Below are 21,924 nucleotides of genomic sequence, written 5' to 3'. Positions count from 1 at the left end.
TCACTCCTCCTCCAAGTGCTCCAGGAGCACCAGGGCCTGGCCGTACTCCACCGGCTGGCCGTCGGCGACGACCACCTCGACGACCCGTCCGCGATGTTCGGTGAGGATCGGGTTCATGAGCTTCATCGCCTCCATGATCCCGACCTGCTGGCCCGGCTCGACGACGTCGCCGACCTCGACGAAGGGTCGGGCGCCGGGCTCCTCGGCTCGATAGAAGGTGCCCACCAGCGGCGCGCAGACGGCCGGCCGCTCGACGCCGTCGGGCTCGACGGCCTGCGTGGGCGCGACGGGGGCCGAGGCCGCCGGTGCTGTGCCGCCCTCGGCGGGAGCCGAGCCCGCGCCCGGCCACTCGACCTCGACACTGGCACAGCCGAAGCGGACGTTGACCCGCATCGGGTGCTGCGGGGTCGTGCGCACGACGTCGGACACGCTGCGGCACAGGAGCTCCAGCGCGTCCTGGGCTCCGAGCGCGGCCACCGCCCGGTCCATCGGGCTCTCGTCGCCGAGCGACTGTCCGTTCCTCGGCGGGTGGACCTCTACGCCGGTCATTTCCGGATCTCCTTCACGTCGTTGGCCGCCGAGGCGACTCCGAAGCGCCGGAACCTCCGTCGCCGCTCGGCGACGAGCTCGGCGCCGTCCCGTCCGCGCAGCTCGCGTACCGCACAGATCACCGCGTCCCGCACGGTCTCCGCCGCGGCGGCCGGGTCGTGGTGGGCCCCGCCCGGCGGCTCGGGGACGACCCCGTCGACGACGCCGAGACGCAGCAGCGACGCGGCGTCGAGCCAGAGGGCGGCCGCCGCCGTCGAGGCGGCCTCCGGGCTCTTCCAGAGGATCGCGGCGCAGCCTTCGGGGCTGATCACCGAATAGATGGCGTTCTCGCTGAGCAGCACCCGGTCGCCCGCGGCGAGGGCGATCGCACCGCCGCTGCCGCCCTCTCCCGTGATCACGCTGACCACGGGGACGGGCAGGCCGCCGATCACCCGGAGGCACTCGGCGATGGCCCCGGCCTGGTTGTTCTCCTCGGCCGCCAGGCCGGGGTCCGCGCCAGGGGTGTCCACGAGCGTGACCACCGGGACACCCATCCTGGCCGCGAGCCGCATGAGCCGGATCGCCTTGCGATAGCCGGCGGGCGAGGGCATCCCGAAGCCTCGGCGCACCATCTCGGCCGTGGTGTGGCCCTTCTGGTGTCCGATGACCACGACGGGCAGGCCCTCCAGCAGCCCGATGCCGCCGACGACGGCCGGGCAGTCCGCGCCCCGCCGATCGCCGTGGAGCTCGATGAATCCGTCCATCCAGTACGCCATGTGATCGAGGGTCGTCGGCCGCCGCAGGTGGCGTGCGGTGGCGACGAGCGCGCCGATCTCCCGGCCCGCCAGCCGGTCGACGTCGGTCGTGACCGGGTCGACGTGCTCGGCTCCCCAGTCGGCCGCGACCGGCGTGCTGCTCGAGAGCAGCACGTCCAAGACGTGCGGCAGTTCGGAGCGTGGGCGGACGTCATCGATGAGACCGTGCGATCGGAGGAACTCGGCCGTCTGGAACCCCTCCGGGAGACGCTGCCTGATCGTCTGCTCGATCACGCGTGGCCCGGCGAAACCCATCCGCGCGCCCGGCTCGGCGATGATGAGATCCGAGAGGGTGGCGAAGGACGCCGCCACGCCGCCGTAGGTCGGGTCGGTGATCAGGCTGATGGTCAGCAGCCCCGCCTCGCCCAGCGCCGCGATGGCGTTGCTCGTCTTGGCCATCTGCATCAACGACAGTGCCCCCTCCTGCATGCGGGCGCCGCCGGAGGCGGTGATCAGCAGGAGAGGGCACCCCTGTTCGAGGGCGGTCTCGGCGGCACGGGTGATCGCCTCACCCGCCGCCGTGCCCAGGCTTCCGCCGAGGAAGCGGAAGTCCATGATCGCCGCGACGACCTGATGCCCCCGCAGACTGGCGTGTACCACCGTCACCGCGTCGTCGAGGCCGGTGTCTCGCCGCGCGGTGGCCAGCCGCTGCGAATAGGGCACCAGGTCGGTGAAGGTGAGGGGATCGTCGACCGTGGCCGGGAGGTCGACGGGTTTCACCGTTCCGACGTCGAAGAGCTGGTCGATCCGTTGCCGGGCGGTGAGCGGGCCGTGTCGCCCGCACTCCGGGCAGACCTGGCCCAGTCTGTCGAAGCGCCTGCGGTAGATCAACGTGTGACAGCCTCGGCAGTGGAACCAGTCGGACTCCGTCCCGGCCGTCGAGGCCGCACGGGTCGTCTGCTTCCAGGTGCTGGTCATCGTGCCCCCGTCCCAAGAGCTACAGCGATGAAGATCGAGCGGACTAGTACGCCGCCGCCACCTGATAGATCGCGAAGGGCACCGGCAGTCGGGTGTCGCGGAAGGGCCGCAGCGGCGCGGTGCTGTCTCGATGCGTCGCGCCCTGCTCCCAGGCCTGGAACGCCTCCAGGCTCTCCCAGGAGCTGGCCACCACGAACCCGTTCTGGTCGTGCACGGACCGCAGCAGCTCGTTGCCGCGGAGTCCGGGAACGCCCTGAAGTCGGTTGCTCGCCTGGTGATAGGCCTCCTCGATGGCGGCGGGGTCCTCGGCTGCGTGATAGACGAGGACCCGCACCTCCCCTGTCATCGAGCGGCCTCCCACTCCCGATGTGTCACATCGGCGCCCTCGCCCACCAGGTGGGCCACGACGTGCATGGTGGTCATGGAGCCTCCGGACCGGTAGGGATGCAGTTGCTGCCGGTGCTGAAGGTGACGGTCGCTGGTCTCGAACTCACGGAAACGCGGCTCGCTGACCCAGTCGCTGACGATGTAGTAGACGCCCTCCTCGTCGCTGCGCGACAGCCATTGGCCGAGGTTGGCGGGATGCGAGGTGACGGAGTCCCCGACCTCGAGCCAGACTCGCTCGAAGTCCTGCTCCATGCCGGGCTTGATCTGCATCCGAAGCATCACGCGAAAAGTGGACTCAGACATCAGGAGATTCCTCCGTCGACGTGGATCGTGGCGCCGGTGACGTAACGGGACAGGTCGCTTGCCAGCCAGAGGACTGCCCCCGCGACCTCCTCGGGCTTGCCGAGCCTGCCGAGGGCGGTCTTGTCGCTGTACCGCTGCACCATCAGCTCGCGCTGCTCGGCGGGCATCGCATGCAGTGCCTCGGTCTCGATGACGCCGAGTGCCAGGACGTTGAAGCGATAGCCCTTCTTGCCGAACTCCTTGGCCAGCGATCGGCTCAGCCCGCGCAGCGCCGCCTTGGTCGCCGTGTAGTGCGCCCGCAGGGGGATGCCCACCTCGGAGGACTTCGAGCCGATGCTGATCACCGAGGCGCCCTCGCTCAGCAGCGGCAGCGCGTGCTGGATGACCAGGTGCGACGCCGTGAGGTTGGTGTCGATGACCCGGCGCCATTCGGCGAGGTCCAGGTCGCCGTAGGGGACGTGGCTGATCGCGCCCGCGTTGTTCACGACCAGGTCGAGATGCCCGAGGTGCTTGCCCGCCTCGTCCAGCAGCTCGGCGATCTGGGTGGGCTCGGCGAGGTCGGCCAGCACGACGCGGTGGTTGCCGCCGATCTCCTTGAGCTCCCGTTCGAGGGAGGCGACCGCCTCGCTCTCCTGGCGGTGGCAGGTGACCACGTCGACACCGGCCTTCGCCAGCGCCAGCACCACCCCTCGACCGACGCCACGGGTGCCACCGGTCACCAGTGCCTTCTTGCCCTTGAGATTGAGGTCCATCATGTTCCTCTCGTGGTGTACGCGAAGATCGACGTGGTCAGAGGAGCAGCCCGGCGACAAGGCAGTTGACCAGCAGCGCGGAGACCGCCAGCGTGCTGCGCGTGCGGTTCCAGCCGCCCCAGGTCCGCCGCGGGTCGACCCGGTCGAAGTCGGCGGGCAGGTTCTCCGGGTCGAGCCGCTGGATCCACTTGTTGACGGGGACGTTCTTGATCAGCGAGATGAGCACGGTGCCCAGGGCGAGCAACGCCGCCAGCGCGCAGAGCAGCCGCAGCACCGGAGTGGGCGCCACGACGAGCAGCACCCCGTCGATGAGCACCGTGAGAACCAGACATATCGGCATGAAGGGGTCGTAGCGAGTGGAGAAGAAGGCATGCGCGTGGACGTAGCGGCCAGGCGGCAGCGCCGCCAGCAACGGCCAGCCGCCGAGCTGTGTTCCGACCAACACGCCCGCCGACAGGCCGTTGGCTAAGAGCACCAGCGGCAGGAGCACCTGTAACACCGCGTACCTCCACTCAGGTTCGATCCACTCATCTCGCGACGGCGGCCTCGGCCGCGACGGCCTCGACCTTCTGCTTGATCAAGGCCATCTGGATCGGCGTGTTGCGGTTGAGGCGTTCGGTCATCGCCTCGTCGGTGGCGGGCGCCTGGGGGCGCATCTCGAAGTCCTGTACCCACCGCATCCGCACGCCCTCGTCGGTCTGGAGGTACTCCCAGTAGATCCACATGTACTTGAAGGGGCCGGTCTCGATGCGCTGCGACCGCACCGTCCTGGTGGCCTCGTCGGGGGTGCGCGCGGAGACCCAGCTCCACACCTTCCCGTTCTCGTCCGGGTGCAGCGCGAGGCGGAAGATGATGGTGCCCTCGCGCCGCTCGATGATCTCGGCCTGGCTGTACTCGCTGAACAGCCCGGTCCACGATTCGATGTCGTTGGTCATGTCCCAGACCAGGTCCATCGGCGCGTCGATGACGATCTCGTTGTCGGTGTGACCGGCCACGGCTTCAGACCCCTGCCTTCTCGATCTGCGTGTTGATGAAGTGGACCGCCTTCGCGGGCGTGCCCGACTCGGTGACGATGTCGTCCGGGATCGGCACGCCGTAGCGGCGCTGCACGATGCTGGCGAACTCCAAGACGGCCAACGAGTCGTAGCCGAGCTCGTCGAACTCGAGGTCGCCGATGTCGGAGTCCAGGTCGACGCCCTCGTCGACGCCCGCGCTGGAGCGCATGATCTCCCGCAGCTCCTCCAGGGTGAACCTGCTCATCCGGGTCTCCTTCCCGTGTGTGCTGGTCGAAAACGGTCGCGATGGTGCGCTCCCGCGTCAGTCGTCCATGCCGCGGCCGAGCACGAGCGCGGCATTGAATCCGCCGTATCCCCTGGCGAGGACCAGCGCGGCCCGCAGCGGCGTGCTCCTGGGCTGCCCCAGGACCAGGTCGATGTCGATGCCGGGCGCGAGCCTGCTGGGACCCGCGGTGAAGGGGATGACCCCTTCGCGCAGGGCGAGCAGGGCGGTGGCCACGTCCAGAGATCCGCCGCCGCCGTAGAGGCGTCCGGTCAGCGTCTTGGGGGCGGTCACCGGGACCGCCTTGGCGCCGAACACCGCGGTGATGGCGGCGGCCTCGGCCAGATCCGCCTCGCGGTCGCCTGCGGCGTCGGCGAAGACCACGTCGACGTCGGCGGGCGTCAGGCCGGCGTCGGCGATCGCCCGCTCGATGGTGCGACGCAGGACGGGCGGCCGGGTCGAGTCCGGGGGCGGGTCGAAGCCGGCCGCGTAGCCGAGGATCGAGCCGTATCCGCCGCCGACGCCGCGTCCGCGGGCGGCCTCGGCGCGCTCCATGATCAGGATCGCGCCGCCCTCACCAGGGAGGTAGCCCGCGGCGTCGACGTCGAAGGGCAGGTAGGCCCGGTCCGGGTCCTCGCTGCTGGACAGCCGCCCGGTGGCGAGCTGCGCGACGAGGCCGTACGGGCACAGGGAGGCGTCGGTGCCGCCGCTGACCACCAGGCTCGCGTCGGAGCGCAGCAGCCTGCGTGCCTGTCCGACGGCGTCGATGCCGCCCGCCTGCTCGTTGCACACCACGCCGCAGGAGCCGCGCATCCCGTGTCGGATGGAGACCTGTCCTGTGGTCGCGGCGTAGAACCAGGCGATGGACTGATAGGCGCCGACCCAGGACGGGCCGTTCTGGTAGAGCCGTTCCATCTCGTGCTGGCCGAACTCGGTGCCGCCGGAGGAGCCCGCCGTGACGACCGCCATCTCGTACTCGGGCAGCTCGGCGGGCACCACTCTCGCGTCGTCGAGCGCGGCCTGCGCCGCGGCCAGCCCCAGGTGTGTCCAGTGGTCGGTCTGCGGGATCAGCCTGCCGGGGACGTGCTCCTTGGCCACGAACCCCGGCACCTGGCCCGCCAGTTTGACCGGGTAGGGCGACGGGTCGAAGCGGCTGATCCGGCTGATCCCGGACTTCCCGGCCAGCACCGCCTGCCAGTGCGCCTCGACGCCGAGGCCCGTGGGGGCGACCACGCCGATGCCGGTGACGACGGTCCCGGTCGTGCGAACGGATGCGGGCATCGCTGGGCCTTCCTCGTGCAGGTTTTCCTGACGCTGATCGGCTCCGCCCTTACAGCGAAGCCACGGCTCCCGGACGGGCCAGGAGCATGGCGCTCTGGAAGCCGCCGAAACCGCTGCCGACGCTGAGCACGACGTCCATGTCGTGGTCCCTGGCGACCTTCGGCACGTAGTCCAGGTCACATTCGGGGTCGGAGTTCTCCAGGTTGGCCGTGGGCGGCACGACCTGCCGGTCGAGAGCCAGCGCGCAGGCGGCGACCTCGATCGAGCCGATGGCTCCGAGCGAGTGGCCGACCATCGACTTGATGGAGCTGACGGGCACCTCGTAGGCACGCTCGCCGAGACTGCGCTTGAACGCCGCCGTCTCGTGCCGATCGTTCTGTTTGGTCCCCGAGCCGTGCGCGTTGATGTAGTCGACGTCCGAGGCGTTGATCCGCGCCTGGTCCAGCGCGACGCGGATCGCCTCGGCCATCTCCCGACCGTCGGGCTTCAGGCCCGTCATGTGAAAGGCGTTGCTCCGCCCGGCGAAGCCGACCAGCTCGGCGTAGACGTGAGCGCCCCGCCGTCGGGCCGACTCGGCCTCCTCCAGCACCATGATCGCGCTGCCCTCACCGAGGACGAAGCCGTTGCGCGTGGCGTCGAAGGGCCGGGAGGCGTGCTCCGCGTCGTCGTTGCGGGGCGAGGTGGCCTTGATGGCGTCGAAGCAGGCCGACGTGATCGGGGAGAGCGGTGCGTCGGTGGCACCGGCGATCACGATGTCGGCGGTGCCCTCCCTGATGAGCGACGCGCCGTGGCCGACCGCGTCGAGCCCCGACGTGCAGCCGGTGGAGATGAGGCTCACCGGGCCTTCCGCGGCCACGTCCCTGGCCACCTCGACCGCCAGGGTGCTGGGCACCATGTAGCCGTAGAGGTGCGGCACGCCGTAGCTGTGGTCGACCAGCCAGTTGCGACCGTTGTCGGAGAGGACCGCGTACTCCTGCTCCAACCCCATCGTGCAGCCGACCGCGCTGCCGACGCTCACGCCGACGCGACCGGGGTCGCCGGACAGGTCGATCCCGCTGTCCGCCAGCGCCTCGCGAGCGCTGACCACCGCGAACTGTGCGGCGCGGTCCATCCGGCGGATCTCCCGGGCGCTCAGCCCCGCCGCGGTCGCGTCGAAGTCCGCCTCGGCGGCGATCTGCGATCGGAAGTTCGACGGGTCGAACATGGTGATCGTCCGGGTGGCGGTGCGCCCGGCCGTGAGGAGGTCCCAGAAGGCCTCCCGGCCGACCCCGCCCGGAGCGACGACTCCGATGCCGGTGACGACGACCTTGCGATTCACCGGGGCCCTCCGACATCGGGGTTCGGCGCGTCGGGGGTGGTGGGCTTCTCGGTGTCGACGTGACCCAGTTCGGGGCGCGGCGCCAACGGAGAGAGGTGGAACACCGCGTGCGCCCGACCCTCGCCGATGTTCACCAGTCGGTGGCGTACACCAATCGGCACGAGCAGCGAGTCGCCCGGCCCGAGCACGACGGGGGCGTCGTCCAGGCTCATCTCCAGCTGTCCCTCGACGACGTGCAGGAACTCCTCGGAGTGCGGGTGATAGTGCTCGGTGACGAACTCGCCGGGCTCCAGCCAGAGGACGCCGCCGAAGCCGGAGGTGCAGCCGACGGTCTTCGGGCTCAACGTGACCCGCAGGTCCCCGCCGCGCTTGCGGTTCGGGACGGCGTCGGAAGCGTTGATCTTGAGTGACTGCGTCGCGGTCATGCGATCCTCCCCTGCTCAGAAGTCCAGACGTAGAACGGCGAGGCCATCGCGTCCCTCGGTTCCTTCCAGTTCGGGTCGTAGGGCGACACGAACTCGGTGAGCCGGGTGTTGATGTCCTGATAGAGGGGGTGCGACCGCGCCCGGTAAAGGTCTGGCTGGATGTCCTGATCCGCCTCGACCAGATGGAAGTAGAGGTCGTGGAAGTTGAAGAGGGTGCGTCTGGACACCCCGACCATCCTGGGAAGGTCGGTCGCGTCCGATTCGGCGAACACCTCTGCGATATGAGCGGGATCGTCGGTCTTGAGCTTGGCGACGATCAGAGTGCGATGCACGGTCGGCCTCCTGCGGTCGCGCGGTGCGGACCAGACGAGCGTGTCAATCGACTCTCAACGGCGCCTCGAACCGAACTGGAGGCCTGGTCGACCGGGATCGGGCCGCAGGCGGCCCGACGTGAAACCCCTTCGGAACAGCGCAAAGACGTCGTCAGGCGGCCCACGACCCGCCCACCCGCCCACAGCCCTTCCACCAGCGCGTCGACCACGTCTGCCGTGCGGCGCAGGTCGACACGGACCGGATGCCTCCGCCGTCCCGCAGGTCTCTCGACCCCACGGCGGGTCTCAGGAGCTCAGGAGCGAAGGATCACCGGATTGGCGAAGACCACTCGTTAGGGGGACACGACAATAGGACGATCTCGTGCGAAAGCAGTCCGAACTCCCATTCGACGGAGATCGGGACACCCGCGTCGAGCTTCTCGGTGAGGCCCGCGATCAACCGGGCCCGCGCCGCGTCCAACACGGGAAGGTTGCGCCGGCTTCTCGGCACGGACCGACCCTCGGTGCCGCCGAAGGCCGCGCGCGTCGCCGTCGGTTTGTCGATCACATGCTCCCGCAGCACCCGCAGGCGGTCCGCGGAGAACCAGAACTCGTCGAAGTACGGCGGACTCTCCACCGTCTCGGCCAGCCCCCAGCAGGCACGCAGCCGGATGGAACCTTCGCGCAGGTCCGCGAGGACCGTGGCCTCCGCGTCGACGAACCGCTGCACGGCGACGACGAGCCGGGCTTCCGGGCTCGACGTCGTGCCCGCGGCCACCATGACGAGTTCGAAGAGCGTCTCCGACAGCACGTCCGCGTCGAGATTGTTGAGCACGGGACCGACGCGCCGATCCGGCTCGCCGTCGATCACCAGCCAGGCGCGCACGGAGAACGACTTCTCGACGACGTGGTCCAGTGCGGCCGATCGGAGCGGCCCGCCCGCGCACCAGCGCGACAGCAATCCGGTCAGCACCACGGTCGTGGGACTGACGACCTGCCCGAGGCTGCGCGCCTGCACGGCGAGCTCCATCCCCGCGTACCGCGACTCACGGCAGCGGCTCTCGGTGATCGGCAGCACCAGCAGCCCGCCAGAAGCGAACTCGCCCCGGTCGCCGTCCATACCAGCGGTACCGTCCTCCCGCGCCGGGCCTCATGCCCAGGGGAAACTGAAAGTAGCCGTGCTACTCATACGTTACGCGACGGCTCCCGCCCACGTCATCGGCCGAACCGCGTATGACTGCTTCGCCCCGCCACGCCAGGCGAGCGCATCGATCGACGACGCGGCACAGCCGCCTTCACCGGCTCCGTCTGGTGCCGGCACGAGCAGGGCGGATCACCACGCAAGCACCCGGTCGCCCCGCAGGAACCGTCCGGACGGTCCGTCGTCCGGCAGCAGCGCCGCGTCGGCGATCAGCTCGGCCGCCTCCTCGGGCGTGCGCTCGGCACGGGGCATCATCCGGGTTCTGGTCGGGCCGGGATTCACGGCGTTGACGAGGACCCCCGTGTTCTCGGTCTGAGCGGCCAGCATCGTGGTGAGTCCGTTCAACGCGGTCTTGGAGACGGAGTATCCCGGTGCGCCTGTGAAGAGGCCGTTGGCGAACGAACCCGTTCCGCTGGAGACGAACACCACCCGACCCCAGCGCCGGGAGACCATGTCCGGAACGAACGCCTGCGACACGCGCCACGAGCCCAGGACGTTGACGGCGAGGGTGTCCCGCACGAGGTCCAGGTCGACCGTGAGGGGGTCGGTGCCGCCGTCGCGCAGGACGCCGGCGTTGTTCACCAGCACGTCCACGGGGCCGATCAGAGCACGGGCGGCCGCGACGCTCGCCGCGTCGGTCACGTCCAGGACGCATCCCGAAGCAGGCCCGCCCATCTCGGCCACCGCCTCCGCCACCGACGTGCGATCGCGTCCGGCGAGCACCACTCGCAGGCCCCTCGCGTGCAGCACGGCGGCCACCGCCCGACCGAGTCCCCTGTTCGCGCCCGTGATCAGCGCGGTTCGTCCAGTGCTCACCTGATCCTCCTCGCTCGGTGCCGTCGACGAGTCGTGTCCGGCGCGCATCGCCGCCTGCCGACGAGTCACGCCCGTGACCTGCCCGCGTCGCGCCGCGCGGCCGGCACGACGCCCGCCGGTTCGCCACCCGACAGATCGTCGACGCAGATGGTGGTCGCCGCCGCTCGACGATCACTGGGACGCCGCCCCCCACGCCGCGAGAACGTCCCGCGCCCTTCATCGCTCTTCGAGCGCCGTGCGAGTCGGGTCGGTCACGGTGATCCGCGCTCGAACTCGACCACCGACCGGGCAGGGATGGGAGCAGGCATGCGGGTGCTGTTCACGACGTGGGCATGGCCGTCACACCTCTACGCGATGGTGCCGCTGGCGTGGGCCTGCCGGGCGGCGGGACACGAGGTGCTGATCGTCAGCCAGCCGGAGCTGGCGGACGAGATGATCAGCACCGGGCTGCCGTCGACCACGGTGGGCGACGACGTCGACGCGGCGGGACTGGTCCGCGGCTATGTGCTGCCCTCCGCCCGCAGCGGGGAGCTGACCGGGCAGGCGAAGTCGACCGGGAAGGGTCCGCGCGCCATGCGGATGTTCCTGGCGCACGCCGAGTCCATGGTCGACGGACTGGTCGCGCTCGCCCGTGACTGGAAGCCCGACCTGATCGTGCACGAGCCGACCGCGTTAGCCGGGCCCGTCGCGGCGTCCGCGGTCGGGGTGCCCTCGGTTCGGCATCTCTACGGCACCGACCTGCTGCTGCGGGCCAGGGGCATCCTGCCGGAGCTGCTCGCTCCGCTCGGCGAACGACACGAGCTGACGGACCTGGAGCCCTTCGGCGTCGCCACAGTCGACCCGACGCCGACCAGCCTCCAGGTCGCGACGGACTACCACCGCATCCCGATGCGTTACGTGCCGTTCAACGGGTCCGGCCCGGCCGTCACGCCGCTGCCCGTGCGCGGCGCCCGCCCTCGCATCTGTGTCACCTGGGGTCACACGATGGCCAAGCTGGACCCCTCGCTGTTCCTGCTGCCCGAGATCGTCACCGCGCTGGGCGAGTCCGACGTCGAGGTGGTCGCCGCCGTGTCCTCGGCGCAGCACCCGCTGGTCGGCGACGTGCCCGACAACGTCACCGTTTTCGTCGACACACCGGTGGACGCGCTGCTCCCCGGCTGTGACCTGCTCGTCGGCCACGGCGGAGCGGGCACGATCCTGACGACGATGCGTCACGGGCTTCCCGCGCTGCTGGTGCCCCGCCTTCCCGACCACGCCGGGCACTCCGGTCAGGTCCGCGCCGCGGGCGTCGGCGAGGTGCTCGATCCCGGCGACCTGACAGCGACGAGCCTGCGCGAGTCCGTCGACCGCGTCCTCGCGGGCCCGGCGACCGAGCGGGCCCGTGCCGTCGCCGACGAGATGCGCGCCGCGGCTCCGCCCGCCGACGTCGTCGAGCAGCTGGCCGAGCTGGCCGCCGCGCCGCTGTCGGTCGGCTGAACACAACCGAGATGACCATCGCCCACCGGGAACGGGGTTGACGACGAGATGTGCGGAATCGCGGGCTGGGTCGACTTCCAGCGCGACTTACGAGAACAGGTCAGCACGGTGCGGACGATGGTCGCGACCCTGGCCAATCGGGGCCCCGACGACGAGGACGTGTGGGCCGACGAGCGCGCCGCGCTCGGCTTTCGCAGGCTCGCCGTCATCGACCTGGCAGGCAGCAGGCAGCCCGCACGCGCCGAGGAGGACGGCCGGACGCTGGCGGTGCTGGTCTACAACGGCGAGGTGTACAACTTCCGTCAGCTGCGAGCCGAGCTGGCGAGCCGGGGACATCGTTTCCGCACCGCCGGAGACACCGAGGTGGTCCTGCGCTCCTATCTGGAGTGGGGGCCCGCCTGTGTGGATCGGCTGGACGGGATGTTCGCCTTCGCCGTCTGGGACCCGCGCGCCGAACAGCTCATGCTGGCGCGCGACCGACTGGGCATCAAGCCGCTGTTCTATTCCCGCCTGGGAGAGGGCATCGCGTTCGCCTCGGAGCCCAAGGCGCTGCTCGCCCACCCGTTGATCGACGCGGTGGTCGACACCGAAGGACTGGCCGAGCTGCTGACCTACATCTCCGCGCCCGGCAAGGCCGTCTACCGGGACATCGCCGAGGTCGAGCCGGGCCAGGTCGTCCTCGTCCGGCGGGACGCGATGGAGAAGCGGCGCTACTGGTCGGTCACCAGTCGGGAGCACACGGACGACTTCGAGACGACGGTGGAGACGGTGCGCCACCTGCTGTCGGAGTCGGTCGCCGCCGAGCTGGTGTCCGACGTCCCCCTGTGCACGCTGCTCTCCGGCGGGCTGGACTCCAGCGCCATCGCGGCGTTCGCCGGGATGGCGTCGCCGGAGAAGGCACGGACCTTCTCGGTGGAGTTCGAAGGCCAGGAGACGACCTTCCGCCGTGACCACTGGCATCAGGACAACGACGCGCCCTTCGCGCTGGAGGTCGCCGGACACCTGGGCACGGATCACGAGCCGGTGCGGCTGCGAACCGCCGACATGGTGGACCCGATCGTCGCACTGGCCACGCTGCACGCCCAGGATCTGCCGACGCCGATTCCGGACATGGACCGGTCGCTGTATCTGCTGCTGCGGTCGGTGCGGGAGCGCTCGACCGTCGCGCTGATGGGCGAGATCGCCGACGAGCTGTTCGGGGGCTATCAGTCCTTCCGTGATCCGAGTCTGCTCAGCTCCGGCAACTTCCCCTGGGTGGCGATGGGGCTGCGCAAGTCGCCGCTGGGACGCAGCACGGGGCTCCTCGACACGTCGCTGCTCACCCGGGTCGACGTGCCCGGCTTCTCTCGTGATCACTACGCCACGGCCGTGGCCGCCACGCCGTGGCTCGACGGCGAGGACGAGCAGGCCCGACTCATGCGGCAGACCGGCCACCTGCATCTCACCCACTGGCTGCCGCTGCTGCTCGCGCGCGACGATCGGCTCGGGATGGCCGTCGGGCTGGAGCTGCGGGTCCCGTACTGCGATCATCGACTGGTCGACTACGTGTTCAACATCCCGTGGCAGATGAAGAACGCCGACGGGATGGAGAAGAGCGTGCTGCGCGCCGCCGTGGCGGACCTGCTGCCGCCGTCGGTGCTGAAGCGCAAGAAGAGCCCGTTCCCGGTGACGCAGGACCCCGGCTACGGGCAGCTGCTGCGGGAGCAGTTCGACGCGGTGATGACCGATCCGTCCAGTCCGGTCCGCCCGTTGCTGAACGAGCAGGCCTCGACCGAGCTGTTCCGGGCACGCCGTCCTGTCGAGAGCACCGGCTGGGGCGAGCGACGCGACGTCGAGATGGTGTTGCAGCTGGACAGCTGGCTGCGGCAGTACCAGGTGCGGCTCGAGGTGTGAGCCCGGTTCGGGGCCGGCCGCGGCGCGGCAGGACTCGTCCTCGGCCGCGGCGGGGCGGCGGGTCCACCGGGCGGCGGCGATCCGACGCCGGTCGTCTCATGCGAGCACGACGGTGCGGTCCGCCGTTCGAACGCGATCACGTCCACAGTCTGTCCAGGAGGATGCACCATGTTCCACGAGCAGCTCATCGAGCGGGCCGAGCCGCTGTTGTCGAAGGTCAAGGACCATCCGTTCTGGTCGGGACTGCGGGACGGGACGCTGCCGCCGGAGTGTCTGAGTCACTTCGTGGAGCAGGACACCGGTCATCTGCTGCCCGCCTACGCTCGAGCGCTGGCCCGGACGGCGGCGGCGGCCCCGTCGGACGCGCACACCGCGCTCTTCGGCCGCTCGGCGTTCAGCTCGCTGGAGGCACGCGACCGGCTGCGCACCGCCTACGGCGAGCTGGCCGGTGAGCTGGGTCTGCGGGCGGCGCGGGATGACGCGCCGGTCGACCCCGCCACCCATGCGCATGCCGCCTTCTTCGCCGCCGCCTCGGCGACCTCGTTCGTCGCGGGGGTCGGCGCGCTGCTGCCGATGGTCTGGTTCAACCATCAGGTCTCCGACGACCTGCTCGCCCGGCGGTCCTCGCCGCGGTACGCACCCTGGATCGAGGTCTATCACCCCGGCGAGGGGTACCGCTACGCGGTGAAGGGCTTCCTGGCGATGGTCGACGCCGTGGCCGAGCAGGCCTCGGAGAGGCAGCGCCGAGAGCTCGTCGAGCAGTTCTCGCTCAGTATCCGTTACGAATGGGCGTTCGCCGAGACCGCGTGGTCTCGCGCGGGCTGGCCGGTGTGACCGGGTAGAGCCGCGAGACCCGCAGGATCGTCACCCCGGCTCGTCCGGCTCACCGAGCGAGGCGAGGCGAGTCCGGTGCGGCGGTCGGGCCTGCCGTCTCCTCGTGCCTCCCCCGCGGCACACCGGAGCCGAGAACCGCGGTGACACAGCCGAGAACACCCAGCTCGACAGATGACGAGGAGAAGTCCGATGCCGTTCGTCGCGATCACCTACGACATCAAGCCCGGCCACGAGGACGAGGTCGCCGAGGTCTTCAGCGGCTTCCGCCGGGTCAAGTCCCCGGCCGTCCCCGACGAGGAGGGTCGGGAGGCCGCGAAGATCCTGGCCACGGCCGTCTTCATCCGAGACGGTCTGCTGGTCCGCTTCATCGAGTACGAGGGCGACCTCGACGCCGTCGCGCGGTTCATGGCCGTGCAGCCCGGTGTACGTGAGGTGGAGCGCAGACTCGCGCCGTATCTGAACAATCCTCGCAACACGGGCACCGTCGAGGGCTTCGTGGAGACCTTCAAGCAGAGCATGCTGCGCTCGGTCACTCAGATCTCCGTGCCCCGCCAGGCCGAGGCGGCGTCCGCGGCGCCCTGACGGCGGACCGCACGACGGGACCGGTCGGGGGGCGACCGGCCCGGCCGCGGCGTGGCCCCGGGCGAACGACGGGCCACGCCGCGCTCGCGCCGTCGCACACGGCGGCGCCTGGCTTCGGAACCCGGCCCGGGTTCCGACCCGACAGGCACGGTGTTGCGGCAGGTGGCCGGGTGCCGTGCGTCCGAGTGTGCGCGCCGGGGTGCGTACGGCCCGACCGCCGAGGTCCTGCCGGATGCGGGCGGCGGGATGTGTCCGGTCACTCTCCCGGCCTGACTCGACGGGGCACCACACGCTCGATTCGACGGCTTCTCCCTCGCACGCAGGCCCGCCGGGCGCCCGGCGGAGCCGGCTCTGCTCCCCGGTGGCCGGTGCGGCGGCGGTGCCCCACGACCGAGGAGTACGCCGAGTCGGCGTGATGCTCGGCGTGGACCCTCTCCGATCTCCGCTGCGGGGGCGTCACACCTGGCCCGGCCCGGCTGCACCGGCTGCCTCGGCTCGATCACCGAGACAACCGCCTCCGGGCGACGTGCCGTGCGCCCCGCCGAAGCATCCGGGTCACTCGGCTCCGCGTCCGAACCCGTCAGGCCCGTCACCGCGTCCCCGCCGTCAGGAGTGAGAGTCCGCACGCACTCCGATCCGGTGTGTCGCGAGAACCGGCACCGATCGCTGCCGGCGCGGGAATCCAGGCCTCCAGACAGCCAGGCGCCCGGAGAGTTGCGATGCGGATCACAGCGATGACGAACGTGCCGAGGTGTCGGTTCGCCTCGACTCGCGCACATGGCGGTCCGCCGACGTCGATGACGGGGGAAACGCCAGTTCAACGCATGCCGCGCCGACCTCCCGGTCTTCGCGGCCGCCACTGGGCGATGGACGCCCGTCGTCTGGTGGCTGAAGGCCGTCTCAGCAGGTCGGCGCGGGTGCGGTCACCGACCAGGCCCGGCCGCCGAGCGCGTTACGACGCGATTTGACAGCGCCTTGGTAGTGACTGTTAACTATCAACCATGATGGTCGGGCGGTGAGCACCGGCCGCACCACCACGAGAGGCGGCGTCTCGACTCGGCGCAGCTCTCGCGGGAGGCGGTCAGGTCGGGAGCACCCGACCGCCGCGGTCGGGCAGGGAGAGGTCGTCCGGCGAGGCGATGTGCCTGCGAGCGACACAGGTCGGACAGCCGGTCTCTCCATCGGGTCACACCCCGACGCCCGACCACGGGCGCGAGCTTCTCCTGATCCACCCGTGAAGCAGGAGCTCTGACGCGCCTATTGATAGTGATCAATCACTATCGGATGCACCGAGGTCGAGGCCCGGAAGCCTCGACCACCCCGGCCGCCACGGCCGTCGGCGCCCGCGTCACGACATGGCGGGCACACCCACTCGGACAAGGACGAGGCGATGAGCGACGACACCGCACCCGCCACGACGGTCACCCGACCACGGGTACCGCGAGGTGTGGCGATGGCAGGCCTGGCGGTCGCCATGTTCCTGGTCGTGTTCAGCACCGCGATGGTCAATCTCGCCGGGCCCGCGATCCGGGAGAGCCTGCGGCTCTCGGCCGCCGAACTGACGATGGTCGCGAGCGGGTATCTGGTGGCCCTGGCGGGCCTGCTGCTCCTCGGCGGCCGCCTCGCCGACCTGCTCGGGCCACGCCGGATCTTCCTGGCAGGCATGACGGGCTACCTCGCGGCCTCGGTCTTCTGCGCCCTGGCCGCCGACGGCTTCATGCTGATCAGCGCCCGGGTCGTCCAGGGAATCGGGGCGGCGGTCCTGATGCCCTCGTCCCTGGCACTGCTGCTCTCGCTCCACCCGTCCCCGGCGGGACGCACCCGCGCCATGGGCGTCTGGGGCGTGGTCACGGGACTCGGCAGCCTGCTCGGCGTCTTCTTCGGGGGCACGCTGACCGAGCTGCTGGGCTGGCAGGCGGTGTTCTGGACACCGGTGCCCTTCGGCGTCGTCAGCGCGTTCATGGTGTGGTACGCGGTTCAGGCATCCCCGCGCAGGCCCGGCCGCTTCGACGTGCTCGGCGCCGTCACCATCACCGTCGCGATCTCCGCGCTGGCCGTGTCCCTGATCCTCGCCGCCGAGGTCGGCTGGGGCTCCCCCGGCACCGTGATCGGCTTCGGGCTCGGCGTCGTCTCGCTGCTGAGCTTCGTGATCGTCGAACGCCGCTGCTCGCATCCGCTGGTCCCGCTCGGCATCGTCCGGGACCGACGGGTGATCCTTCCCGGATCGCTGATCATGATGCTCGGTGCCACGATGACGAGCCTGCTCTTCTTCCTGCCGCTGTATCAGCAGGAGGCTCTGGGGATGGGTGCGCCGGCGACCGGCCTCGCCCAGACGCCGTTCGCGGGCATGATCATCCTCGGTAGCGCCGTCGCACCGACGCTGGCCAGGCTGATCGGGCCGCAGCGCGCGCTTCAGGTCGCACTGGCCCTGTTGCTGGCCGGTCTGCTGCTGTTGGCACCGGAACCGACGGCAGGCGGCATCTCCCTCAGCCTCATCGGCGCGTTCCTCCTGCTGGGCACCGGCTTCGGGATCGGCACCATCACCACCACCACGATGGCGGTACGCGACAGCAGGGAAGGCGAGTCCGGCCTGGTCAGCGGTGTGATCAGCACCGCCCAACAGCTGGGCGGCGCGGTCGGACTCGCCGCGCTGGCCGGGATCGCCATCGGATCGGCGACGGCGGGCGAGGACATCTCGTTCACGACCGCGTTCCTCGCCCAGTCGACGCTGATCGCCGCCGCCTTCGCCGTGTCGCTCATCCCTTTCGGCCGGACACCGGGGGTCGAGTCGCCGACCGCCGCGACCACCGTCGGAACGCGATGAGCCGATACAGACCCCGCTGAGGAACAGCCCTCGGCGCGGCAGGACACGACCGTGAGAACGACCCCGTCGAGGAACGTCCCCGACGGATACCGAGACAAGGACGACTGAACCGATGAACGCACCCACCGTGCTCGTGACCGGAGCGACCGGAACCGTGGGATCGGCCCTGATCCCCGCGCTCCAGGCCCGCGGCGCCACCGTGCGCGCGATGATCCGCGACTCCGCCAAGGCGATCTCCGGAGTCGAGAACGTCGTCGCCGACCTGCGGGACCCGGACGCGGTCTCCGCCGCGCTCGACGGCGTCGACGCGGTCTTCCTGAACAGTCCCTCCGAAGAGAAGGCAGCCGAGCTGCAGAAGCGCTTCGCCGACCTCGCCGTCAAGGCGGGCGTGCACCGACTCGTGCTGCTCTCGCAGTACGCGGCGCGCACGAACTCGCCGGTGCGGTTCCTGCGCTGGCACGCCGAGGTGGAGGCCCACGTCGAGGAGCTCGGGCTCGATCACACGGTGCTGCGTCCCAACCTCTACATGCAGGCGCTGCTCGGCTTCGCGCCCACCATCGCCTACGGCTCGTTCGGCGCACCGATCGGAGACGCCGCCGTCAGCCTGATCGATACACGGGACATCGCCGAGGCCGCCGCCGCCGTGCTCACCAGCGAGGGACACACCGGTCGGACGTACACCCTGACCGGCCCTCGGGCCGTGACCCATGAGGAGATCGCCCAGGCGCTGTCGGCGGCCACCGGCCGAGCGATCGCCTTCGAGGACGTGCCCGCCGAGCAGTTCACCGCCGCGCTGGCCCAGGTGATTCCGCCGTGGCAGCTCGCAGGCCTCGTCGAGGACTACTCCCACTACGCCAAGGGTGAGGCCGCCGAGGTGCACACCTCCGTCGCCGACCTCACCGGCAGGCCCGCCCGCGACATCGACGAGTTCGCCCGCGATCACGCCGCCGTCTTCGGCCAGGCCTGACCGACGGCATCGCCCAGACCGCCCGGCCGGCCGATCGGCCGGCCACCGAGGAAGACCAAGGAAGGGGAACATCGATGATCTACCACTGCATTCGCTTCACCATCAAGCCGGAGGTCCCGCAGGAGACGGTGGACGCCATCATCGACGGGATGGGCGCGCAGAACGCGGACAGCCCGGGCGCGGTCTTCGGCCGCGACTTCGGCGGGGAGTACCAGTACGCCGCCGTCTCCTCGGTCGCCGACCTCGAGGAGTACGAGAAGATGATGAACGACCCGGCGCACCTTCAGGTGGACCGGATGGGGCTGCCTCTGATCGAGCGGTTCGCCTCGTTCGACGTCACCGACGACAAGGACCCGGAGATGGGCGAGAAGATCGCCGCCATCCACCAGCGCCGATTCGACGCCCACCCCGACCTCGTCGAGCTGATCTCCAACCTCAAGGAGTACATCGGCAGCGCGGCACCGGGCAGGCACGCGACCAGCTGAGCGTCACCGGGACGAGGACGTTCGCCTGCGCCACGCACTGACCTGCGACGTCGTGCGGGCAGACAGGTGAACGTCCTCGCGCCGAGGAGCGCGAGGTCTCTGGTCACCGCACCCGGGTCCATGCCTCGCGCCCACCAGGGCCGTCGTCCTGATCCCTGTCGAACCAGAAGAACACGGGTGCGGTGCGCCCGGTGTCGAGGCCGCGGCCGCCCGTCGAGCACCTCGAATACCCAGCACCTGCGGGTGCCTCGGTGGCGGATCCGACGTCCGTCTACGGCGGATCGTCACTTTACACCCACGACGACACCCGCACTGAAGGGAACGATCATGACTGAACGATTCGACGCCGACGCCATCGTCGTCGGCAGCGGGTTCGGCGGTGCCGTGGCCGCGGCTCGCCTCGCGCAGGCGGGATTCTCGGTCGTCGTCCTCGAACGCGGCCGCCGCTGGAGACTCGGTGACTTCCCCCGCAAGCCCGAACTGAAGGACGGCTGGCTGTGGGATCTCGACCGAGGGCTCTTCGACATCCGGTGGCTCGACAACATGGGCAGTGTCCAGGCCGCGGGCTGGGGCGGCGGATCGCTTGTGTACGCGAACGTGTTCGCCCGGCCGTTCAGCGAGACGCTGGACGACCGCTGGCCCGCCCATCTCCGACGCGAGCAGCTCGACCCGTACTACGACCTGGCCGCGCACATGATGGGAGTCTCCCCGGTCGGCGAGGATCCCCGGACCGGAAAGCTCCCGCCTCGCACGGAGCTCATGGAACAGCTCCTCAAGAACACGGACAAGGACGAGGCCACCGTGCGGCCCAATCTGGCGGTGACCTTCGGCGATCCGGACACCTGGCGGCCGAACATCCACGGTGCCCCGCGCCGAGGGTGCGCCTTCGTCGGCGAGTGCGTCATCGGCTGCAATCACGGAGCCAAGAACACCCTGGACTACACCTACCTCGCCGCGGCCGAGAACGCGGGCGCTCGCGCCGTCACCGACGCGCAGGTCACGCGCATCGAGCGTGACGGCGACGGCTACAGGGTGTTCGCCTCGACCCCCTCCGAGCCCGACGCACCGCCGCGCGCGTGGTCCGCGCCCAAGGTCGTCCTCGCCGCCGGGGCGGTGGCGACCAACGAACTCCTGCTCCGATCCCGCGACGTCCACCGCACCCTGCCCCGCCTGTCTCACCAGCTCGGCAAGGGGTTCTCCGGCAACGGTGACTTCCTCACGCTGGCGGAGCTCCGCGGCCGGCGGCCGGACATGACGACCGGACCGACCATCACCACCAACACCGTGCTGGACGTCCCGGAAGGCCGACGGCCGGTGTGGTATCAGGTGCAGGACGGTGCCTTCCCCCCGCCGCTGAACGCCTTGTTCGACGCCATCCTTCCCGCTCGCCGGGTACGCGACTGGTGGCAGCGCAGCGTGCGGCACACCGACCGGCGCCAGACCTTCACGGTCCTCGCGATGGGCAAGGACTCCGGCAAGGGGACGCTCCGCCTGGATGCCAGGGGGGACGCCACCCTGGCGTGGAACAACCGGTGGCAGGCACAGTTGTACCGGTCGCAGACCCGGGTGGGTCCGGCGGTGGCGCATCTCCTCGACGCGCGCCTGTACAACCCCTTCACCTGGTCGCTGATGCGTCGCACCATCACCGTCCACGCGCTGGGCGGGGTGCGTTCCGGGCCGGACGCCGCCGCAGGCGTGGTCGACGACGCGGGCGAGGTGCACGGCTATCCGGGTCTGTTCGTCATGGACGGCTCGGTGATTCCGGCGGCGACCGGCGTGAACCCCTCCGCCACGATCCTCGCGACCGCGGAGCGGTCGGTGGAGACGATCATCCGTCGATCCGGCAGACCCGAGTGGCGGGCGTCCGAATGGGACTCGGTGGTGCCGGGCGAGATCCCCGAGGACGCCGCCTACGTGTCGCAGTCCCGGCTGCACGCCACCACCAGGGGCGACGGCGTCGTCTTCGAGGAGCAGATGGCCACGGGTCCACGAGAGCACCCGAGGATGGTCGTGTCGCTGCGCGCGGAGATTCCCGGCATGGACCCGTTCCTCACCGACGAGGCGCACACGGTGCCGATGCGGGGCGTGATCGACGTCGACGACGTCGCCACGCAGATGGAGATCTCCGGGTCGATGTCGCTGTTCCCGGACGGCAGGGCCGAGGCGATGGTCTACGCCCTGCGCTTCGACGACGATCACGGACGCCCCTGGCGGCTCTCGGGCACCAAGGTCGTCCGGTCCCGCCACCCGATGGACCTGCTGGCGGGCCTCACCACGCTGCGCACCGAGATCTCTCCCGTCGACGGCGACCCTGCGGAGACTCAGCGCTTCGTGATCACCATCGGCCCCCGTGATCTGGCACGGCTGGGGATGTCGCTCACCGGCCGGGCCTTCACCCTCCCCCGCAGGCTGCGCGCGCTCGCCCGCTTCGCCTCCTTCTTCATGACCTCCGCTCTGCGACGACGACGCGCCTCCTGACCGAGAGGAGACCACCGCGCAACACGGGTCCCGACGTTGATCGACGTCGATC

22 protein-coding genes are annotated in these 21,924 nt (G+C 70.5%); 8 read left to right on the top strand and 14 right to left on the bottom strand.

The window, feature by feature from the left end:
• From AHOG_RS10400 to AHOG_RS10335, 14 genes are all read right to left on the bottom strand, one after another.
• The gene (locus tag AHOG_RS10400; RefSeq protein ID WP_093941184.1) at positions 1 to 549 is read right to left on the bottom strand and encodes an acetyl-CoA carboxylase biotin carboxyl carrier protein; all 549 of its coding nucleotides are present in this window, start codon (positions 547 to 549) and stop codon (positions 1 to 3) included.
• The gene (gene accD / locus AHOG_RS10395) at positions 546 to 2,261 is read right to left on the bottom strand and encodes an acetyl-CoA carboxylase, carboxyltransferase subunit beta (RefSeq protein WP_093941183.1); all 1,716 of its coding nucleotides are present in this window, start codon (positions 2,259 to 2,261) and stop codon (positions 546 to 548) included. Before accD ends, AHOG_RS10400 begins: the two co-directional genes overlap by 4 nt.
• A 43-nt stretch (positions 2,262 to 2,304) precedes the next feature.
• Positions 2,305 to 2,607 carry an antibiotic biosynthesis monooxygenase family protein gene (locus AHOG_RS10390; RefSeq protein ID WP_093941182.1) on the bottom strand — a complete coding sequence of 101 codons (303 nt, stop codon included), beginning with the start codon at positions 2,605 to 2,607 and terminating at the stop codon, positions 2,305 to 2,307.
• A complete protein-coding gene (locus tag AHOG_RS10385) occupies positions 2,604 to 2,951 on the bottom strand; it encodes an antibiotic biosynthesis monooxygenase family protein (RefSeq protein WP_093941181.1) in 348 nt (115 codons plus the stop codon). The genes AHOG_RS10390 and AHOG_RS10385 overlap by 4 nt, the downstream gene beginning before the upstream one ends.
• Positions 2,951 to 3,703, bottom strand: coding sequence for an SDR family NAD(P)-dependent oxidoreductase (locus tag AHOG_RS10380; protein ID WP_093944332.1), 753 nt, complete (start codon positions 3,701 to 3,703; stop codon positions 2,951 to 2,953). Before AHOG_RS10380 ends, AHOG_RS10385 begins: the two co-directional genes overlap by 1 nt.
• 37 nt (positions 3,704 to 3,740) lie before the next feature.
• The gene (locus AHOG_RS10375) at positions 3,741 to 4,202 is read right to left on the bottom strand and encodes an anthrone oxygenase family protein (RefSeq protein ID WP_093941180.1); all 462 of its coding nucleotides are present in this window, start codon (positions 4,200 to 4,202) and stop codon (positions 3,741 to 3,743) included.
• Between the two features lie 28 nt (positions 4,203 to 4,230).
• Positions 4,231 to 4,698 (bottom strand): SRPBCC family protein, encoded by a 468-nt coding sequence (locus AHOG_RS10370; RefSeq protein ID WP_093941179.1) that lies wholly within the window; start codon positions 4,696 to 4,698, stop codon positions 4,231 to 4,233.
• A 4-nt stretch (positions 4,699 to 4,702) separates the two neighbouring features.
• The gene (locus AHOG_RS10365) at positions 4,703 to 4,963 is read right to left on the bottom strand and encodes an acyl carrier protein (RefSeq protein WP_093941178.1); all 261 of its coding nucleotides are present in this window, start codon (positions 4,961 to 4,963) and stop codon (positions 4,703 to 4,705) included.
• Between the two features lie 57 nt (positions 4,964 to 5,020).
• On the bottom strand, positions 5,021 to 6,262 hold the full coding sequence (locus AHOG_RS10360; protein WP_093941177.1) for a ketosynthase chain-length factor: 1,242 nt from the start codon (positions 6,260 to 6,262) through the stop codon (positions 5,021 to 5,023).
• A 49-nt stretch (positions 6,263 to 6,311) separates the two neighbouring features.
• Positions 6,312 to 7,580 carry a beta-ketoacyl-[acyl-carrier-protein] synthase family protein gene (locus tag AHOG_RS10355; protein ID WP_093941176.1) on the bottom strand — a complete coding sequence of 423 codons (1,269 nt, stop codon included), beginning with the start codon at positions 7,578 to 7,580 and terminating at the stop codon, positions 6,312 to 6,314.
• On the bottom strand, positions 7,577 to 8,005 hold the full coding sequence (locus AHOG_RS10350; protein ID WP_093941175.1) for a cupin domain-containing protein: 429 nt from the start codon (positions 8,003 to 8,005) through the stop codon (positions 7,577 to 7,579). The genes AHOG_RS10355 and AHOG_RS10350 overlap by 4 nt, the downstream gene beginning before the upstream one ends.
• Positions 8,002 to 8,337 carry a TcmI family type II polyketide cyclase gene (locus AHOG_RS10345; RefSeq protein ID WP_093941174.1) on the bottom strand — a complete coding sequence of 112 codons (336 nt, stop codon included), beginning with the start codon at positions 8,335 to 8,337 and terminating at the stop codon, positions 8,002 to 8,004. The genes AHOG_RS10350 and AHOG_RS10345 overlap by 4 nt, the downstream gene beginning before the upstream one ends.
• Positions 8,338 to 8,644: 307 nt before the next feature.
• A complete protein-coding gene (locus AHOG_RS10340; RefSeq protein WP_093941173.1) occupies positions 8,645 to 9,436 on the bottom strand; it encodes a PEP/pyruvate-binding domain-containing protein in 792 nt (263 codons plus the stop codon).
• 213 nt (positions 9,437 to 9,649) lie between these two features.
• Positions 9,650 to 10,333 (bottom strand): SDR family NAD(P)-dependent oxidoreductase, encoded by a 684-nt coding sequence (locus tag AHOG_RS10335; RefSeq protein ID WP_245856679.1) that lies wholly within the window; start codon positions 10,331 to 10,333, stop codon positions 9,650 to 9,652.
• 306 nt (positions 10,334 to 10,639) lie between these two features.
• On the opposite strand from AHOG_RS10335, the gene AHOG_RS10330 reads away from it, so the two are divergent.
• The 8 genes from AHOG_RS10330 to AHOG_RS10295 all read left to right on the top strand — a co-directional run bounded on the left by AHOG_RS10330 (position 10,640) and on the right by AHOG_RS10295 (position 21,872).
• Positions 10,640 to 11,809: a nucleotide disphospho-sugar-binding domain-containing protein gene (locus tag AHOG_RS10330; RefSeq protein ID WP_093941171.1), complete on the top strand. Its 1,170-nt coding sequence runs from the start codon at positions 10,640 to 10,642 to the stop codon at positions 11,807 to 11,809.
• Positions 11,810 to 11,857: 48 nt separating this feature from the next.
• The gene (gene asnB / locus AHOG_RS10325; protein WP_093941170.1) at positions 11,858 to 13,702 is read left to right on the top strand and encodes an asparagine synthase (glutamine-hydrolyzing); all 1,845 of its coding nucleotides are present in this window, start codon (positions 11,858 to 11,860) and stop codon (positions 13,700 to 13,702) included.
• A gap of 168 nt (positions 13,703 to 13,870) precedes the next feature.
• Complete coding sequence (locus AHOG_RS10320) at positions 13,871 to 14,536, top strand: TenA family protein (RefSeq protein ID WP_093941169.1); 666 nt, start codon at positions 13,871 to 13,873, stop codon at positions 14,534 to 14,536.
• A gap of 189 nt (positions 14,537 to 14,725) precedes the next feature.
• Complete coding sequence (locus tag AHOG_RS10315; RefSeq protein ID WP_093941168.1) at positions 14,726 to 15,118, top strand: SchA/CurD-like domain-containing protein; 393 nt, start codon at positions 14,726 to 14,728, stop codon at positions 15,116 to 15,118.
• A gap of 1,390 nt (positions 15,119 to 16,508) precedes the next feature.
• Positions 16,509 to 17,942 carry an MFS transporter gene (locus AHOG_RS10310; protein ID WP_093941167.1) on the top strand — a complete coding sequence of 478 codons (1,434 nt, stop codon included), beginning with the start codon at positions 16,509 to 16,511 and terminating at the stop codon, positions 17,940 to 17,942.
• Between the two features lie 112 nt (positions 17,943 to 18,054).
• On the top strand, positions 18,055 to 18,909 hold the full coding sequence (locus AHOG_RS10305) for an SDR family oxidoreductase (protein WP_093941166.1): 855 nt from the start codon (positions 18,055 to 18,057) through the stop codon (positions 18,907 to 18,909).
• Positions 18,910 to 18,983: 74 nt separating this feature from the next.
• Positions 18,984 to 19,394: a Dabb family protein gene (locus AHOG_RS10300; RefSeq protein ID WP_093941165.1), complete on the top strand. Its 411-nt coding sequence runs from the start codon at positions 18,984 to 18,986 to the stop codon at positions 19,392 to 19,394.
• Between the two features lie 327 nt (positions 19,395 to 19,721).
• A complete protein-coding gene (locus tag AHOG_RS10295; RefSeq protein ID WP_169725838.1) occupies positions 19,722 to 21,872 on the top strand; it encodes a GMC oxidoreductase in 2,151 nt (716 codons plus the stop codon).
• Positions 21,873 to 21,924: the final 52 nt, after the last annotated feature.

The sequence above is a fragment of the Actinoalloteichus hoggarensis genome, from assembly GCF_002234535.1.
Classification (GTDB): Bacteria; Actinomycetota; Actinomycetes; order Mycobacteriales; family Pseudonocardiaceae; genus Actinoalloteichus_A; species Actinoalloteichus_A hoggarensis.
This window is presented reverse-complemented; position numbering and strand designations above follow the sequence as displayed.